At 45.4% G+C, this 12,554-nt stretch carries 11 protein-coding genes and 1 riboswitch; of the genes, 5 read left to right on the top strand and 6 right to left on the bottom strand.

From position 1 onward, the window contains the following. Window positions 1–70 precede the first annotated feature (70 nt). Window positions 71–305, bottom strand: a riboswitch (cobalamin riboswitch). 403 nt (window positions 306–708) lie between these two features. After that, window positions 709–1,692 carry a serine/threonine protein kinase gene (locus MHN09_RS06805; RefSeq protein WP_239239780.1) on the bottom strand — a complete coding sequence of 328 codons (984 nt, stop codon included), beginning with the start codon at window positions 1,690–1,692 and terminating at the stop codon, window positions 709–711. After that, on the bottom strand, window positions 1,689–3,119 hold the full coding sequence (gene ccoG / locus MHN09_RS06800; protein WP_239239777.1) for a cytochrome c oxidase accessory protein CcoG: 1,431 nt from the start codon (window positions 3,117–3,119) through the stop codon (window positions 1,689–1,691). The genes MHN09_RS06805 and ccoG overlap by 4 nt, the downstream gene beginning before the upstream one ends. Before the next feature lie 480 nt (window positions 3,120–3,599). Here ccoG and MHN09_RS06795 point away from each other — a divergent pair, with 480 nt between their 5' ends. Both MHN09_RS06795 and MHN09_RS06790 read left to right on the top strand, forming a co-directional pair. Next, on the top strand, window positions 3,600–3,971 hold the full coding sequence (locus tag MHN09_RS06795; protein ID WP_239239774.1) for a hypothetical protein: 372 nt from the start codon (window positions 3,600–3,602) through the stop codon (window positions 3,969–3,971). Between the two features lie 123 nt (window positions 3,972–4,094). Then, entirely contained in the window at window positions 4,095–4,640 is a 546-nt protein-coding gene (locus tag MHN09_RS06790; protein WP_014948252.1) for a DUF3016 domain-containing protein, read from the top strand. Window positions 4,641–4,734: 94 nt separating this feature from the next. Here the strand turns inward: MHN09_RS06790 and MHN09_RS06785 are convergent, their stop codons facing one another. Further along, entirely contained in the window at window positions 4,735–6,495 is a 1,761-nt protein-coding gene (locus MHN09_RS06785; protein WP_239239771.1) for an acyl-CoA dehydrogenase family protein, read from the bottom strand. Window positions 6,496–6,843: 348 nt separating this feature from the next. Here MHN09_RS06785 and MHN09_RS06780 point away from each other — a divergent pair, with 348 nt between their 5' ends. Together MHN09_RS06780 and MHN09_RS06775 are read left to right on the top strand one after the other, a co-directional pair. Continuing rightward, window positions 6,844–7,635 carry an SDR family oxidoreductase gene (locus tag MHN09_RS06780; protein ID WP_239239768.1) on the top strand — a complete coding sequence of 264 codons (792 nt, stop codon included), beginning with the start codon at window positions 6,844–6,846 and terminating at the stop codon, window positions 7,633–7,635. A 72-nt stretch (window positions 7,636–7,707) separates the two neighbouring features. Further along, a complete protein-coding gene (locus tag MHN09_RS06775; RefSeq protein WP_168533559.1) occupies window positions 7,708–8,583 on the top strand; it encodes an amidohydrolase family protein in 876 nt (291 codons plus the stop codon). 70 nt (window positions 8,584–8,653) lie between these two features. On the opposite strand, the gene MHN09_RS06770 is transcribed toward MHN09_RS06775, so the two are convergent. From MHN09_RS06770 to MHN09_RS06760, 3 genes are all read right to left on the bottom strand, one after another. Then, the gene (locus tag MHN09_RS06770; protein ID WP_120960909.1) at window positions 8,654–9,838 is read right to left on the bottom strand and encodes a mandelate racemase/muconate lactonizing enzyme family protein; all 1,185 of its coding nucleotides are present in this window, start codon (window positions 9,836–9,838) and stop codon (window positions 8,654–8,656) included. Window positions 9,839–9,893: 55 nt separating this feature from the next. Continuing rightward, window positions 9,894–10,661 (bottom strand): class II aldolase/adducin family protein, encoded by a 768-nt coding sequence (locus tag MHN09_RS06765; protein ID WP_014948258.1) that lies wholly within the window; start codon window positions 10,659–10,661, stop codon window positions 9,894–9,896. Between the two features lie 65 nt (window positions 10,662–10,726). Continuing rightward, a complete protein-coding gene (locus MHN09_RS06760) occupies window positions 10,727–11,272 on the bottom strand; it encodes an NUDIX hydrolase (protein WP_156077890.1) in 546 nt (181 codons plus the stop codon). Between the two features lie 227 nt (window positions 11,273–11,499). Here MHN09_RS06760 and MHN09_RS06755 point away from each other — a divergent pair, with 227 nt between their 5' ends. Then, window positions 11,500–12,549: an efflux RND transporter periplasmic adaptor subunit gene (locus tag MHN09_RS06755; protein ID WP_239239765.1), complete on the top strand. Its 1,050-nt coding sequence runs from the start codon at window positions 11,500–11,502 to the stop codon at window positions 12,547–12,549. The last annotated feature ends 5 nt before the right edge of the window (window positions 12,550–12,554 follow it).

Below are 12,554 nucleotides of genomic sequence, written 5' to 3'. Positions count from 1 at the left end.
ATGCGCTCCACCCGAGCACATGATTAGGGAAAGTGCACGTTTTTGCTTAATTATGGATGTGAGCAAGCAAACGACACCATGAAGTACAGGCCGGTATCCGGGCTTACTCACCATTACTAAAAATGTAATAGCTCTTTTGCCTTCCCATCTAATGGCGTTAAATACCTAACGCATAAAAGACAGTGGCGTATGAAAAGAAAACGACAACGCGTTGAGTTTACCGTTGCGGGGGCAGCATCAGTTTTTCACTGATTTCCCGTTTAACCCTTGTCGCCGTAGTTAATACCAATCCGCATAGATCATTGCCCACTCAGAAGGCGCTGGCAAGCTTCATAGCAAAGCGTGGGAATGCAGGAATGGCTGTTCCCTTTCAAATTCCCAGAATGCAGCTAGGAAGCTTGCCAGACCTTCCCGAAGGGCGAGTTTAAAATGTTCGTACTCTTTGTTGTGTTACCTTGATGTAGAACCACTATACCTACGGTAACACGCCGCGATTACGAACATTTTAACTCTCGCTGAGTGGGTAATTATCTATGCGGACTGGTATAATACGGAGCTAGACAAGAGCACCTACACACTGTCGATTATATCTAAGTTAAAAAGTGATAGCGAATACGGTTTCTTATACCTTACGCTTTTTCGTAACCGCCATAAGATTATCGGCAACGGTCATGGAAAAAGCGTTTTTTCAGCAGTAAAGGGGCTGGCTCAATATCCTAATTTCAGTGGAGGCTCTTGAAGGGCCGATAGCTGTTCTTTCAAAGCAAGTATTTGGCCTTCCCAATATTTACCTTCAGCAAACCAAGGAAATGCCCGCGGAAAAGCAGGGTCTTCCCAGCGTCGTGAAAGCCATGCCATGTAATGCACCATTCGCATAGCGCGGAGGGGCTCAATAAGTGGCAACTGTGCAGTGTCAAACGGGTGAAACTCCTCGTATGCTTCAACCAAAGTATCGAGCTGCAATAGTTGTTGTTGGCGGTCGCCGCTTAGCATCATCCACAAATCTTGGATAGCAGGGCCCATGCGGCAATCATCAAGATCAACAAAAGTAGGGCCATCGCGCCACAGTATATTGCCTGGGTGGCAGTCACCGTGAAGCCGAATACTAGATGTTGGGTTATACGCTTTTTTCGTGGCGTCAATCACGGGGTTAAGTATGGCAAAAAATGCTGTCTTTAGATGCTCTGGCAGCAGTGTGCTTTGCGTAAGCACCTGCTTCGGTTCACCGAGGTAACTTTCAATATCAATCGAGGGACGATGTGCAAACCCTTTAGCATGGGCCACGCGGTGAATACGGCCAATGAAACGCCCCATCCATTCGAGTTGATCAAGGTTGTCATTTTCGAATTGCCTGCCGCCTACCGAAGGAAATAACGCAAATCGATAGTCAGTTTCGGCCACGGTGTGATGATGCAGCGTGCTGCCATTGAGAGAAATGGGCGCAGCCAATGGAATTTCGTTTTCGATTAGCTCTGCAGCAAACGCGTGTTCTTCAAGAATTTGAGCGTCGGTCCATCGACCTGGGCGATAGAATTTTGCTACATAGCGCTGACCGTCTTCAGCCAAAAACTGATAGACGCGGTTTTCATAACTATTTAGTGCTAGCAAACCGCTTTGAAGAAAAATGCCCTGACTTTCCAGGGCATCTAATATGGTGTCTGGGCTGAGGCCAGAGAATGAAAAATCTGTCATCGATAAAGGAACTTTGTTGGCTCATCAACAGTAACCGTTTCCCCATCAATAGTGGTGGTTACACTGATAAAAATATCGGTAACCGTATCTTCCAGATTATAGGCGTCAGTTGCAACTGAAATTGGCGTGCTATACACCGCACCGCCTTCAACTGTTACAGTTTGCTCACCAATGTACTTATAGTCAGGCAAACCTTTTACAGCAATAGAGTAGGTTTGGGTTTGCTGTGTTTTGTTAAGTACTTTTATTGTATAAACGTTCTCAATTAGTCCCTCATTCGTTTCGCGGTATAGCGAGTTTCTGTCGCGGATAATGTCAACTTCGGTGGGGCTGCGCATCCAAATATTGGCAAACAACAAGCCTGTCATCACCACTAAAACCACAAAGTAACCAATTAACTTTGGACGTAAAATGTGAGTCTTACCGCCAGCTAGTTCTTCTTCCGAGGTAAAGCTGATCAGGCCTTTAGGATAACCCATTTTATCCATAACACCGTTACACGCATCAACACAGGCGCCGCAGTTGATGCATTCGTATTGTAAGCCATTTCGAATATCGATACCGGTTGGGCATACCTGAACACACAGGTTACAGTCTATACAGTCGCCTAACCCTTTTTCCTTTACTTGCTCGTGACTAAGTTTGCGTGGTCGCGGGCCGCGTTGCTCTCCACGCTTTGCATCGTACGATACAGTAAACGTGTCTTTGTCGAACATGGCAGACTGAAAACGCGCATACGGGCATATGTGCGTGCACATGATTTCGCGCATGTAGCCAGCGTTTCCGTAGGTACATACGGCAAAGAAAATAACCGATAAACCTGCCCAGAAGCTGGTGTTAAATGTCACAAAATCGATAAACAGTTCATCAACTGGCGTAAAATAGCCAACGAAGGTTAAAGACGTTAACAGCGCTACCAATACCCAAGCGGTGTGCTTAGCTGTTTTACGCAAAAATTTATCTGCATCCATTTTGCGTGCATCCAGCGCTATACGCTTGTTGCGCGGGCCTTCGAATTTCTCTTCGAACCACGTATAAATATATACCCACGTTGTTTGAGGACACATAAATCCACACCACACTCGACCAGCGAAAGTGGTGACGAAGAACAGAGCAAAGGCGGAAACAATAAATATGTAGGCCAGTAAAGTGAGATCTTGAGGCCACAAGGTTAGTGAGAATATAGTAAATCGCTGCTCACCAATATCGAGTAGCACGGCTTGATGCCCGTTATACTGAATCCATGGAATGATGGCAAAGAGGCCCAAAAAGAAAAGGCCAAACATGCGTCTAAACGTCTCTAAAGGGCCTTGTACAGCCCGCACATAGATACGGCTACGAGAGTCGTGGCGTTTACCCTCAGGTCTACCTTTGGGTTTATGTACTTTTACCGGTGTAACGGTCTTTACCGGTATTTGTTCATTCATAGCTTAACCTTATGTGACGTAACGAACTGCCTGTGCAGTAAAACTGCGTTCAAAACGTCATATTTAATGTAGATCAATAATGCAGCGTATGGTGTATCTTTTTAAAGTTTCAGTCAATACTGAAACTTCAGAACATAAGTCGTTTTTTATCTTGATTTCCTCAGTCTATGTAACTTTATAAATAGTTAAATACAGCTACGTGAATAATGAGGATTAATATAACGGCCAGATGCCATTTGATACCCAACATTGACGATTAGGCGTTACCTACTATACATGAGTATAGTTTACTGTATTTACAGGTAAACCGATATGACCCTATTATCGTCGATAATAATGTGGTCAATTACTGTTTGAATCGTGTACAGTGAGCATTGTGAAAATGTAAATTGGCAAAGTGTAGTTGAGCACATAGTGAGAAAGGTGCTAAAAAATTGGCGCTATTTGTAGTAAACGTCTGTCAAAGTTAGCTGAGAAGTCATGTTAAGGTTCTTTATCATCGCTGCTGAAATTATTGTTTTGGTAATTGTGCTGCGGTCTCCTTTTGTTCAGTATCTCTTTGAAGATATCCAGAACTCGCTTTCTGAATGGCTAGTTTCAATTGCCACCTTACCGGAGCGAGAAGAACTGCGTAGTTTACAAGATAAAATTAGTATCCAGCTGAGTCCCTTAAAGCCTTACCAGCAAACATATGTTCAGCAAATCACCGCTGATAGCGCAAGCGTTAAACGTTTTTATCACACCTATTGTGAAAAGGACGATATAAACCCCAACTTTACGGGAACTAAACGCGTTCAACTATGCCTAATCATTAAACAGTCGTCAGTTATGCAAGTAGCAAAGCGAGACTAGCCAATTTTAACAAGGCTGGTTAAATATAAAGCTGATATAAAAGCCGACAATTGCTGCATGCTAAGCTTTCTCTAAATGTCTTGCTAACTCATAGTTTAAACGACTGAATTTAGGAGCATAAAAGTGAATAAATTACGTACTTTTTCTTGTTTAAGCTGCGCCACAGCGGTGGGACTCCTTACCGTCTTTGCTCCCACTCAAGCCGCTGAGGTGAAGATAACGTGGGAAGAACCTGAGTCTTATAGCGATGTAAGACCAACCAATGAATCTCGTAAACGGTTCCGCGAACGAACGCTACAAGAGCTTGAAGAACATATTGTAGATTTGGCCAGTGATTTACCTGAGTCGCAAGTGCTGTCAATGACAGTAACAAATGTTGATTTAGCTGGCCAAGTTTGGCCAAGCCAGTTTGTCGGTTTCGGTAACGGCGCCGGTAGCGACGTCCGTATCATTAAGCGCGTTGATATTCCTAGAATGACATTTAGCTACTCGTTGGCTAATGCCGACGGTCAGGTCATTTTAAGTGGTGAAGATGTGAAACTTAAAGATATGGATTTTATGGAGTCGAATATTCGTCGCAATCGCACGGAATCGCTTTCTTATGAAAAAGCGATGCTTAACGATTGGTTTTCAGATACCTTTTCAACCCAAGTAGCAGCGAACGACTAATAGTTTCGTTCAAGTCATAATAAAAAAGGTCACATATAGTGACCTTTTTTGCATTCATAGCCCATATTTCACGGGCTATAGCAATATAAGCTGCCTACAGATAATCAAACTCATTACCTGATATTGCAAGGGTGCTTTCAGGGCCAGCTTTATAAGCGGCTTTGTGCGCATCGCGACGTACCAAGATACGTTCCATATAGAAGTCACGTGTCTTCATCTTAGACGCTGCAAGTACCGCATTACCTGATGCCTGCGCTTTGTCAGCCATGCTATACCACAGTACCCCAATCAGTGAATAGGCGCTGTACGCCAAATAATCACAGGCAGCTGCCGCAGCAGTGGTTGCATCCATACCTAAGCAATCGGCTGAAGATGCACGCCAGTCATCAAGAATTCCTTGAGCCAGACCCTTCGCCTCACTGTCTTGAATGTCGCTAACTAAAGCGTTAAACGCATTATAGGTCGCTTCCATCATTTGACCGCCATCTCGGGTAAGCTTACGACCAATAAGGTCTAGCGCCTGAATACCGTTGGTGCCTTCATATAACATAGCAATGCGCACGTCGCGCATAAGTTGTTCCATACCCCATTCACGAATAAAGCCGTGACCACCAAATACTTGTACACCTAGGCTGGTGGTCTCAAGGCCCATATCCGTCATAAAAGCTTTGCAGATTGGAGTTAAAAACTGAAGTATCTTGTCGGCATCTTCTTTTTCTTGACCTTCACCAAGCTTCTCAACGTCCATAAACTTGGCATAGAAAAGTGAAAGTGCACGGCAGCCTTCAATCAGTGATTTCTGCGTAAGTAACATACGCGCTACGTCAGGTTGAAAGACGATTGGGTCTGCTTTGCCTTCTGGATTTTGAATACCCTGAGGTGCGCGAGACTGAACGCGCTCGCGGGCATAGGTCAGCGCGCCTTGGTAAGAGGCTTCTGCCGCCCCTAAACCTTGCAGACCTACTTGGAAGCGTGCATCGTTCATCATGGTGAACATGCATGCCAGCCCTTGGTTTTCTTCACCTACAAGGTAACCCGTTGCACCGTCAAAATTCATCACACAAGTCGGGCTCGCTTTGATCCCCATTTTGTGTTCGATGCTTCCCACTGACAAGCTGTTCGCCTCACCAGGCTCATTGCTGGCATCTGGAAAGAACTTGGGCACTAAGAATAAGCTGATGCCTTTAACGCCTTTAGGGGCGTCAGGTAGACGAGCTAGAACAAGGTGAATAACGTTCGAACTCCAATCGTGATCACCTGCGGTAATAAAGATCTTATTACCGGTGACTTTATAGCTGCCGTCGCCTTGTGGCTCTGCTTTGGTACTAAGCAAGCTCAAATCTGTTCCTGCATGAGGTTCGGTCAGGTTCATGGTACCTGTCCACTCACCGCTGATTAGCTTAGCAAGGTAGATATCTTTTAATTCTTTACTGGCGTGTTTAGTAACCGCAAGTGTTGCGCTTTCAGTAAGCATGGTGGTTAAACGCCAGCTTAAGTTCGCCGCGTTTAGCATTTCGTGAACAGGCACAGCCATGGTGTACGGCAAGTCCTGCCCGTCGTACTCGGCAGTACCTAGCATTGCATTCCAGCCGTTAGCAACATATTCCTGATAGGCATCAGCGAAGCCTTTAGGCGTGGTAATGCTGCCGTCTTTTAGCGTACAGCCTTCTTCATCGCCTTCACGGTTAAGAGGGGCAACCACATCCAAAGCAAACTTTGCACCCTGTGCAATAATTTCGTTGGCAAGTTCGCTATCAAAGTCGCTGATACCGAGCTTTTCGTAGTGAGCATCAAGTCCAAGCCAGTCTTTTAACAAGAACTGAAAATCAGTCGTAGGGGCGTGGTACAGAGGCATGGATGACTCCTTTTTTCAAACAAGTGTTTTAATTTTGTCTATTATAGTCACAAAAAGCGTAGTCCGAATAGTCCGTTAAAGGAAAGTTAATAATAAATTTGGATGATGTGGGTAATGATCTATGCGGACTGATATGAGAGAAACACATAGGTTTACCAAGATTCGTTGACTTTTAATGCGCAGCAAAGGTCACACAGGCTCTGGTGATGATGTCTGACGCATTGGTGTTAATATAGAAAAGTGAACTCAAGTAGTAAGCTCGCTTGCAATCCAAATTTTCACTGGCATGCTTAGCCTACATTGAAATAACCCGTTCACATACGCACAAGCAACACGGTACATAAAAACATGAATTCAGAAAGCGCGAAGAAAAACCTTAAATATAGCAGTGATGATGCGCAGAGCCCGGTTTGCATTGTAACGGGGGGAAGCTTGGGTATCGGTTTTGCGGTATGCAAGCTGTTTAGTCAAAACGGTTATCAAGTCATTAATTTAGATATCAGAGACTTTGAGCAAGCGTTACTTAATGCTATCTGGAAGCCGTGTGATGTAAGTGTTGTGCGTAATATTGAAGCCGCGGTGAATGAGGTTATTAGTTCTTATCAACGCATAGACGCATTGGTATGTAATGCCGGTATACATGTTTCAGCAACCATTGAAGACACTGATGAAGCGCTGCTTGATAAGGTACTAAACTTGAACGTAAAAGGAGCGTATGGCGCGATTAAGTCTTGCCTGCCAACCATGAAAGAGCAGGGCAGCGGCGCGATTGTGGTGATGGGCTCAGATCAGTCCTTTATAGGAAAGCGCAATTCGTTCGCCTACGGTGTCAGCAAAGGTGCGTTGGCGTCTATGGCGAAAACCACCGCGCTTGACTACGCACCCTATAATATCCGCGTTAACGCGGTCTGCCCGGGTACCATCGAAACACCTCTATTTCATAACGCCATTGATAAATATGTGGCACGTTCCGGGGCAGATAAAAATGAAGTGGTAGCTGAAGAAGCCGCTGCACAACCTATTGGACGTTTGGGCCAACCCGAAGACGTAGCTGAATTGACTTATTTCCTATGCAGCAACAAAGCGTCGTTCATCACGGGTAGCTTGTATGCGGTGGATGGGGGCTACACAGCACAATAGAAAGAGCTGAACAGAAAAGCAACGCGAAATGCCTTATCAGCAATAGTATAAACCAAGGTTTTATAAACAAAGATGAGCAAGCCTTCAATCACTTGGATAGACCCTCATATTCACTTCTTTGCCTTAAACGAAGGGCACTATAATTGGCTGAAACCAGCCAATGCCCCTTTTTGGCCAGATAAAAAAGCGATTGCAAAACATACTACAGAGCACATGCTCTATTGCGCGTCGTTAGGGCAGTTAGGCGGTTTTGTTCACATTGAAGCGGGTTACGATAACGAAAGACCCTGGCGTGAAATTGCGTTCTTGGAGCGTCATTGTACGCTGCCATTCCGTTCAGTTGGGTGTATCGATTTAACAGGAAATAATGTTGGCAGTCATATCGATAAGCTAAAGCGGTACCACTCAATACGTGGGCTTCGTCACATATTAGATGACGATGCTAAAGTACTTTTACGCACCCCTAAAGTTAAATGGGGAGTTCATCATATGGCGTCGCAAGGCTTGTCTTTTGAAGCGCAGTTAAATCTTACAGATAGCAATGCTGTGCATGCGTTGCTAACGGTACTAGAACAAACACCCTCGCTAAAAGTGGCTATAAACCATGCCGCAATAGCGCCGATTGATGTAAATAGCTTTGCGTTTAAAACATGGCGGCAGAGTATTCGCGACTTGAATGAAACGCAGCAAGTTGTGTTTAAGTTCTCAGGATTAGAAATGCAAGATCGCCGTTGGCTGTGGCAGCGTGCGTCTTATATTTTTGAAACCTTGCTGGACACCGTTGGCACAGATCACATGATGTTTGCCAGCAACTTTCCGCTGTGTCAGTGGCGAATGCCGTATGCCGCGCTTTGGCATGGATTCATTGATATGACAACGCCGCTTTCTGTAACTCAAAAAGCGGCGCTGCTGTACGAAAATGCGAAGCGATGGTACGACATCGCATAAAGCTAGCTTAGTTGAGCTGCTGAACTAGCCTAGGGTTTATTGCCTTCAATAAACCCGTTGGGTTTCAGCTTTATTTAAGCTCAGTTACCGTCATGTGCGGCGAGCGATAAACCACCTCATCGTTTAGATCGATACCAATTCCCGGTGTGTCAGGCGCTTCAATGAAGCCGTTTACTGGCTGAGGATCTTGAATGCAAAGTTCACGGTTCCAATCTTTAATAGCGTAGGTATGGTGCTCGTGAATTAAGAAGTTTGGAATGGCCGTTTCTAGATGCAGGCTTGCCGCTGTCGCTACAGGGCCTCCGCAAACGTGAGCCTGAATACGTACATCGTAAATGTCGGCATAATCACACACCTTTTTCGCTTCGGTGAAACCACCACAAAGGCCAACGTCAGGCTGAAGTACATCAATAGATTGGTCTTCAAGGTAAGGGCGTACATCCCAGCGGTGGTACAAGCGCTCACCGCCCGCAATAGGCACATTCACGTTCTTCGCTACTTTGTCGTGAAGCTTCGAGTTAAGGTAATTCACTGGCTCTTCGTAATATAGACAGCCAATTTCTTCAACGATGTCACCCAGCTGGATAGCCGTTGATGCACCTAATAAGCTGTGACATTCAAAGATGATGTCGCCATCTTCGCCCATTGTGTCTCTAATCGCCTGAAGACGGGCTTTGAAAAGTTTAAGCTCGGGCTTAGTGAATAGTTTGGTTCTGTCGAAATGGGTGTTGCCGTCTTTATCGTAAACGATGGGGTCAACTTTAACCGCATCGTAACCATCTTTAAGTGCTTTTTCAGTGGCGCGAGCATAGTCAGCGGGGTCGTTAAGCTTGGTTACTTCTTTGTCCCAATCAAACTGTAGCTGGCTAGCGTAGCTACGGAGCTTGCCATTAGTTTTGCCACCCAGTAATTCGTAAACCGGTAAGCCAAGCGCTTTGCCTTTAATGTCCCAAAGTGCTGTATCAATAGCGCTCATCGCAGCATAAATAACCGGGCCGCCGCCTAATCCCCAAAAGCCTTCGCGCAGCATTCTCGACCATAGCAGTTCAGTGTGAAAAGGATTAAAGCCAATCAGCATGGCTTCGGCAATTTCTTTAATCATGTGTGCAGCGGCGCTGTGACCCCAATCATAAGCCAGTCCTGCTTCGCCCACACCGGTAATACCTTCGTCGGTGTAAACGCGTACGAAAACCGGGTTCCACTGAGGGCGCTTAGGGCATTCGATATCAAAAATTTCTACTTTGGTGACTTTCATAATGTATAAACAATTCCTGTTTGAAATAAGTTGGCGTTTAGCTGGCTAAGCTAAATTATTCGCAGAAGCCCGGGTCTAGTTTGTAAGCTTTGCGAAGCATGGCAGGCCATGCTTTTTGGCCGCCTGTTTCGCCGCTGTGAACCACATTAGCCTGTGCGTATATGCCATCAATAATGCTTTGCGGTATCTCGATAACCTCTTCATTAGACTGCATCAGGGCAAGCTGAATTTCGCACGCACGCTGCAAATCGTAAAAGCGCATAAAGGCGTCACCGACGGTGGGGCCAAGGGTTAGACCGCCGTGATTAGGCAAAAGCATGTGATTAGTGTCGCCAAGATCGTCCTGCAAACGTTTCTTTTCACTATCATCAACGGCTAAACCTTCGTAGCTGTGATAAGAAAGTGATGGTAGCGAAAACATTGAATACTGGCTCCAGGGCTTAAGCCCGCCTTTAACAGATGCGACTGAGATTGTGGCTAGTGTATGCAGGTGAATAACGCATTGGGCATCGTGGCGCACTTCGTGGATAGCACTGTGAATGGTGAAGCCAGCGGGGTTGATGCCGTAAGGTGTATCGTCAAGGATGTTACCCTCTAAATCGACCTTAACCAGGTTAGAGGCGGTAACCTCGTCAAACGTCAGGCCAAAGGCGTTAACCAAGTAATGATCAGTGCCCGGTACCTTAGCTGAGATATGCGTGTAAATAAGGTCGCCCCATCGCATATCTGCCACTAACCGATAGCATGCTGCTAAATCGACACGAGTTTGCCATTCTTGTTCAGATACTTTGCCTTTAAGGCTTAAGGTTGGCAGTGAAAACAAGCCACTTCTCCTATTCTTTTCATGGTGACAATTTACCAATACCCGCAACAATGAACAATGCTTTGTCAGTGCTGCGTTATATCGAATTGGGTGTAGCCATCGCGCAAGGGAATAAGATCGTCAGCGAAACGCATTGCGTCGTGGTCAAGGGTAAAGGGGTTGGCTTTTACGAGTTTTTTTATCTCTAATTTGGCCCAAGGAGGCGCATCGAAGGCGTCTGGAAGGGTCTCAATACCAGCATCTAAATCACAACCAAATATAGCCAGTCCATTAGATGTGGTGGATAAATATTGGGTAACTTCAACATTGAACCCAGTTTCTTCCCACGTTTCTCTGTGTGCAGTACAGGCGACCGATTCATTTTCAAGCACCCCTCCACCAGGAAAATCCAATTTACCTGAAAGACGGTGTTCTACTAACAGTACCTTATTATTTGTTTTGACTAGGCACGCGGCAGCAATCAAAGGGGCTGGACTGTTTTCTCCAACTTGGTTTTGTTGAGATAAAAGCCTATCGGAAACGCGACAAACCGGCGCGTTGGGTGAAGACTGTGAACATGCGAAAAGCGTTAAAACAGCGAATATAGCTGATAAGCGAAATAAGATGACCATCGATTTGGGTAAAATACTCTAGAAGCTGTTTGTGATTGTTTTAAAAATAATCAATATTAAAAGACAGACTCTACGCAAATATAACACAACTAAAAATAATAACGCGGTACACAATCTTAACGTATAGCGGCGCTTGCGAAGAATCGTAAGCGGATTTTGTGTACTTGAGTATCCTAAACGTTTTGAAAAATACGTGATGGGATACTTTTTTACCTATAGGAAAGGTTATGTCTTCACGATTATCTTTATCGCCTTTGTTGCTTGGCGTAGTACTACTTGCAGGTGTTGTAGTGTATTTGAATATGCCCGAAGAAGAGAGCGCGAGTAATAGTAGCGTGCGGGCGACGCCGGTAAAAACAGCCTTGGTATCATCACAGGCATTCCCCATTACGATTGAGTCATTAGGTACTGCTACCGCCAATGAGTCGGTGAATATTACCGCACAAGTCACCGATACCGTAAAAACGATTAATTTTGAAGACGGCGATAAAGCCACCGAAGGCGAGTTACTGGTTCAGCTAAACAATACGGAAGAACGCGCCAGGGTAGAGGAACTTAAGGCGAATATTGATGAGGCCAAACGCCAGTTCACGCGAATTTCTGACTTGCGTCAGTCAAACGCTACCTCTGAACAACTTCTTGACGAGCAGCAAGCACGGGTTAAAGCCTTACAAGCTCAGCTAGATGTTGCGCTAGCTCAGCTAAATGACTTGCAGATACGCGCTCCATTTAGCGGACTATTAGGTAATCGCGAAATCAGTATCGGCTCTTTGGTGCAACCTGGTGACACTATCACTACTTTAGATGACATCAGTCTAATTAAGGTCGATTTCAGTATTGCTGAAAATCACCTTGCAAGCGTGGCGAAAGGGCAGACATTAAGTGCATCTTCGGTGGCTTACCCTGGAGAAGAATTTACAGGGAAAATCACCAACATTGATACGCGCCTTGACCCAATTAGCCGCTCTATTCGTGTGCGTGCCACAATTGACAATAAAGACAATCGCCTGCGCCCCGGTATGCTGCTTACTGTGGTGGTAGAAAAGCGCGTGCTTAACACCTTGGTACTTCCGGAAAAGGCACTGGTTCCTGTACAAGACAAGCAATACGTGTATGTGGTTAATGATAACGTTGCACAGCAAACCGAAGTGGTGATTGGAGAGCGTCGTCCTGGGCTAGTACAAATTGTGAGTGGGCTAAACGAAGGCGACGAAGTCATTACCGAGGGCACACTTCGGGTGCGCGACCAATCTCCGGTTAATGTGTTAAACCGCTAAGGGAG

This window comes from Alteromonas sp. MmMcT2-5 (assembly GCF_022348315.1).
Classification (GTDB): Bacteria; Pseudomonadota; Gammaproteobacteria; order Enterobacterales; family Alteromonadaceae; genus Alteromonas; species Alteromonas macleodii.
This window is presented reverse-complemented; position numbering and strand designations above follow the sequence as displayed.

Excerpts from the sequence above, each read along its gene's own strand:
- MHN09_RS06805 (WP_239239780.1), bottom strand. The coding sequence starts at position 1,692 with ATGACAGATTTTTCATTCTCTGGCCTCAGCCCAGACACCATATTAGAT.
- ccoG (WP_239239777.1), bottom strand. The coding sequence starts at position 3,119 with ATGAATGAACAAATACCGGTAAAGACCGTTACACCGGTAAAAGTACAT.
- MHN09_RS06795 (WP_239239774.1), top strand. The coding sequence starts at position 3,600 with ATGTTAAGGTTCTTTATCATCGCTGCTGAAATTATTGTTTTGGTAATT.
- MHN09_RS06785 (WP_239239771.1), bottom strand. The coding sequence starts at position 6,495 with ATGCCTCTGTACCACGCCCCTACGACTGATTTTCAGTTCTTGTTAAAA.
- MHN09_RS06780 (WP_239239768.1), top strand. The coding sequence starts at position 6,844 with ATGAATTCAGAAAGCGCGAAGAAAAACCTTAAATATAGCAGTGATGAT.
- MHN09_RS06775 (WP_168533559.1), top strand. The coding sequence starts at position 7,708 with ATGAGCAAGCCTTCAATCACTTGGATAGACCCTCATATTCACTTCTTT.
- MHN09_RS06770 (WP_120960909.1), bottom strand. The coding sequence starts at position 9,838 with ATGAAAGTCACCAAAGTAGAAATTTTTGATATCGAATGCCCTAAGCGC.
- MHN09_RS06760 (WP_156077890.1), bottom strand. The coding sequence starts at position 11,272 with ATGGTCATCTTATTTCGCTTATCAGCTATATTCGCTGTTTTAACGCTT.
- MHN09_RS06755 (WP_239239765.1), top strand. The coding sequence starts at position 11,500 with ATGTCTTCACGATTATCTTTATCGCCTTTGTTGCTTGGCGTAGTACTA.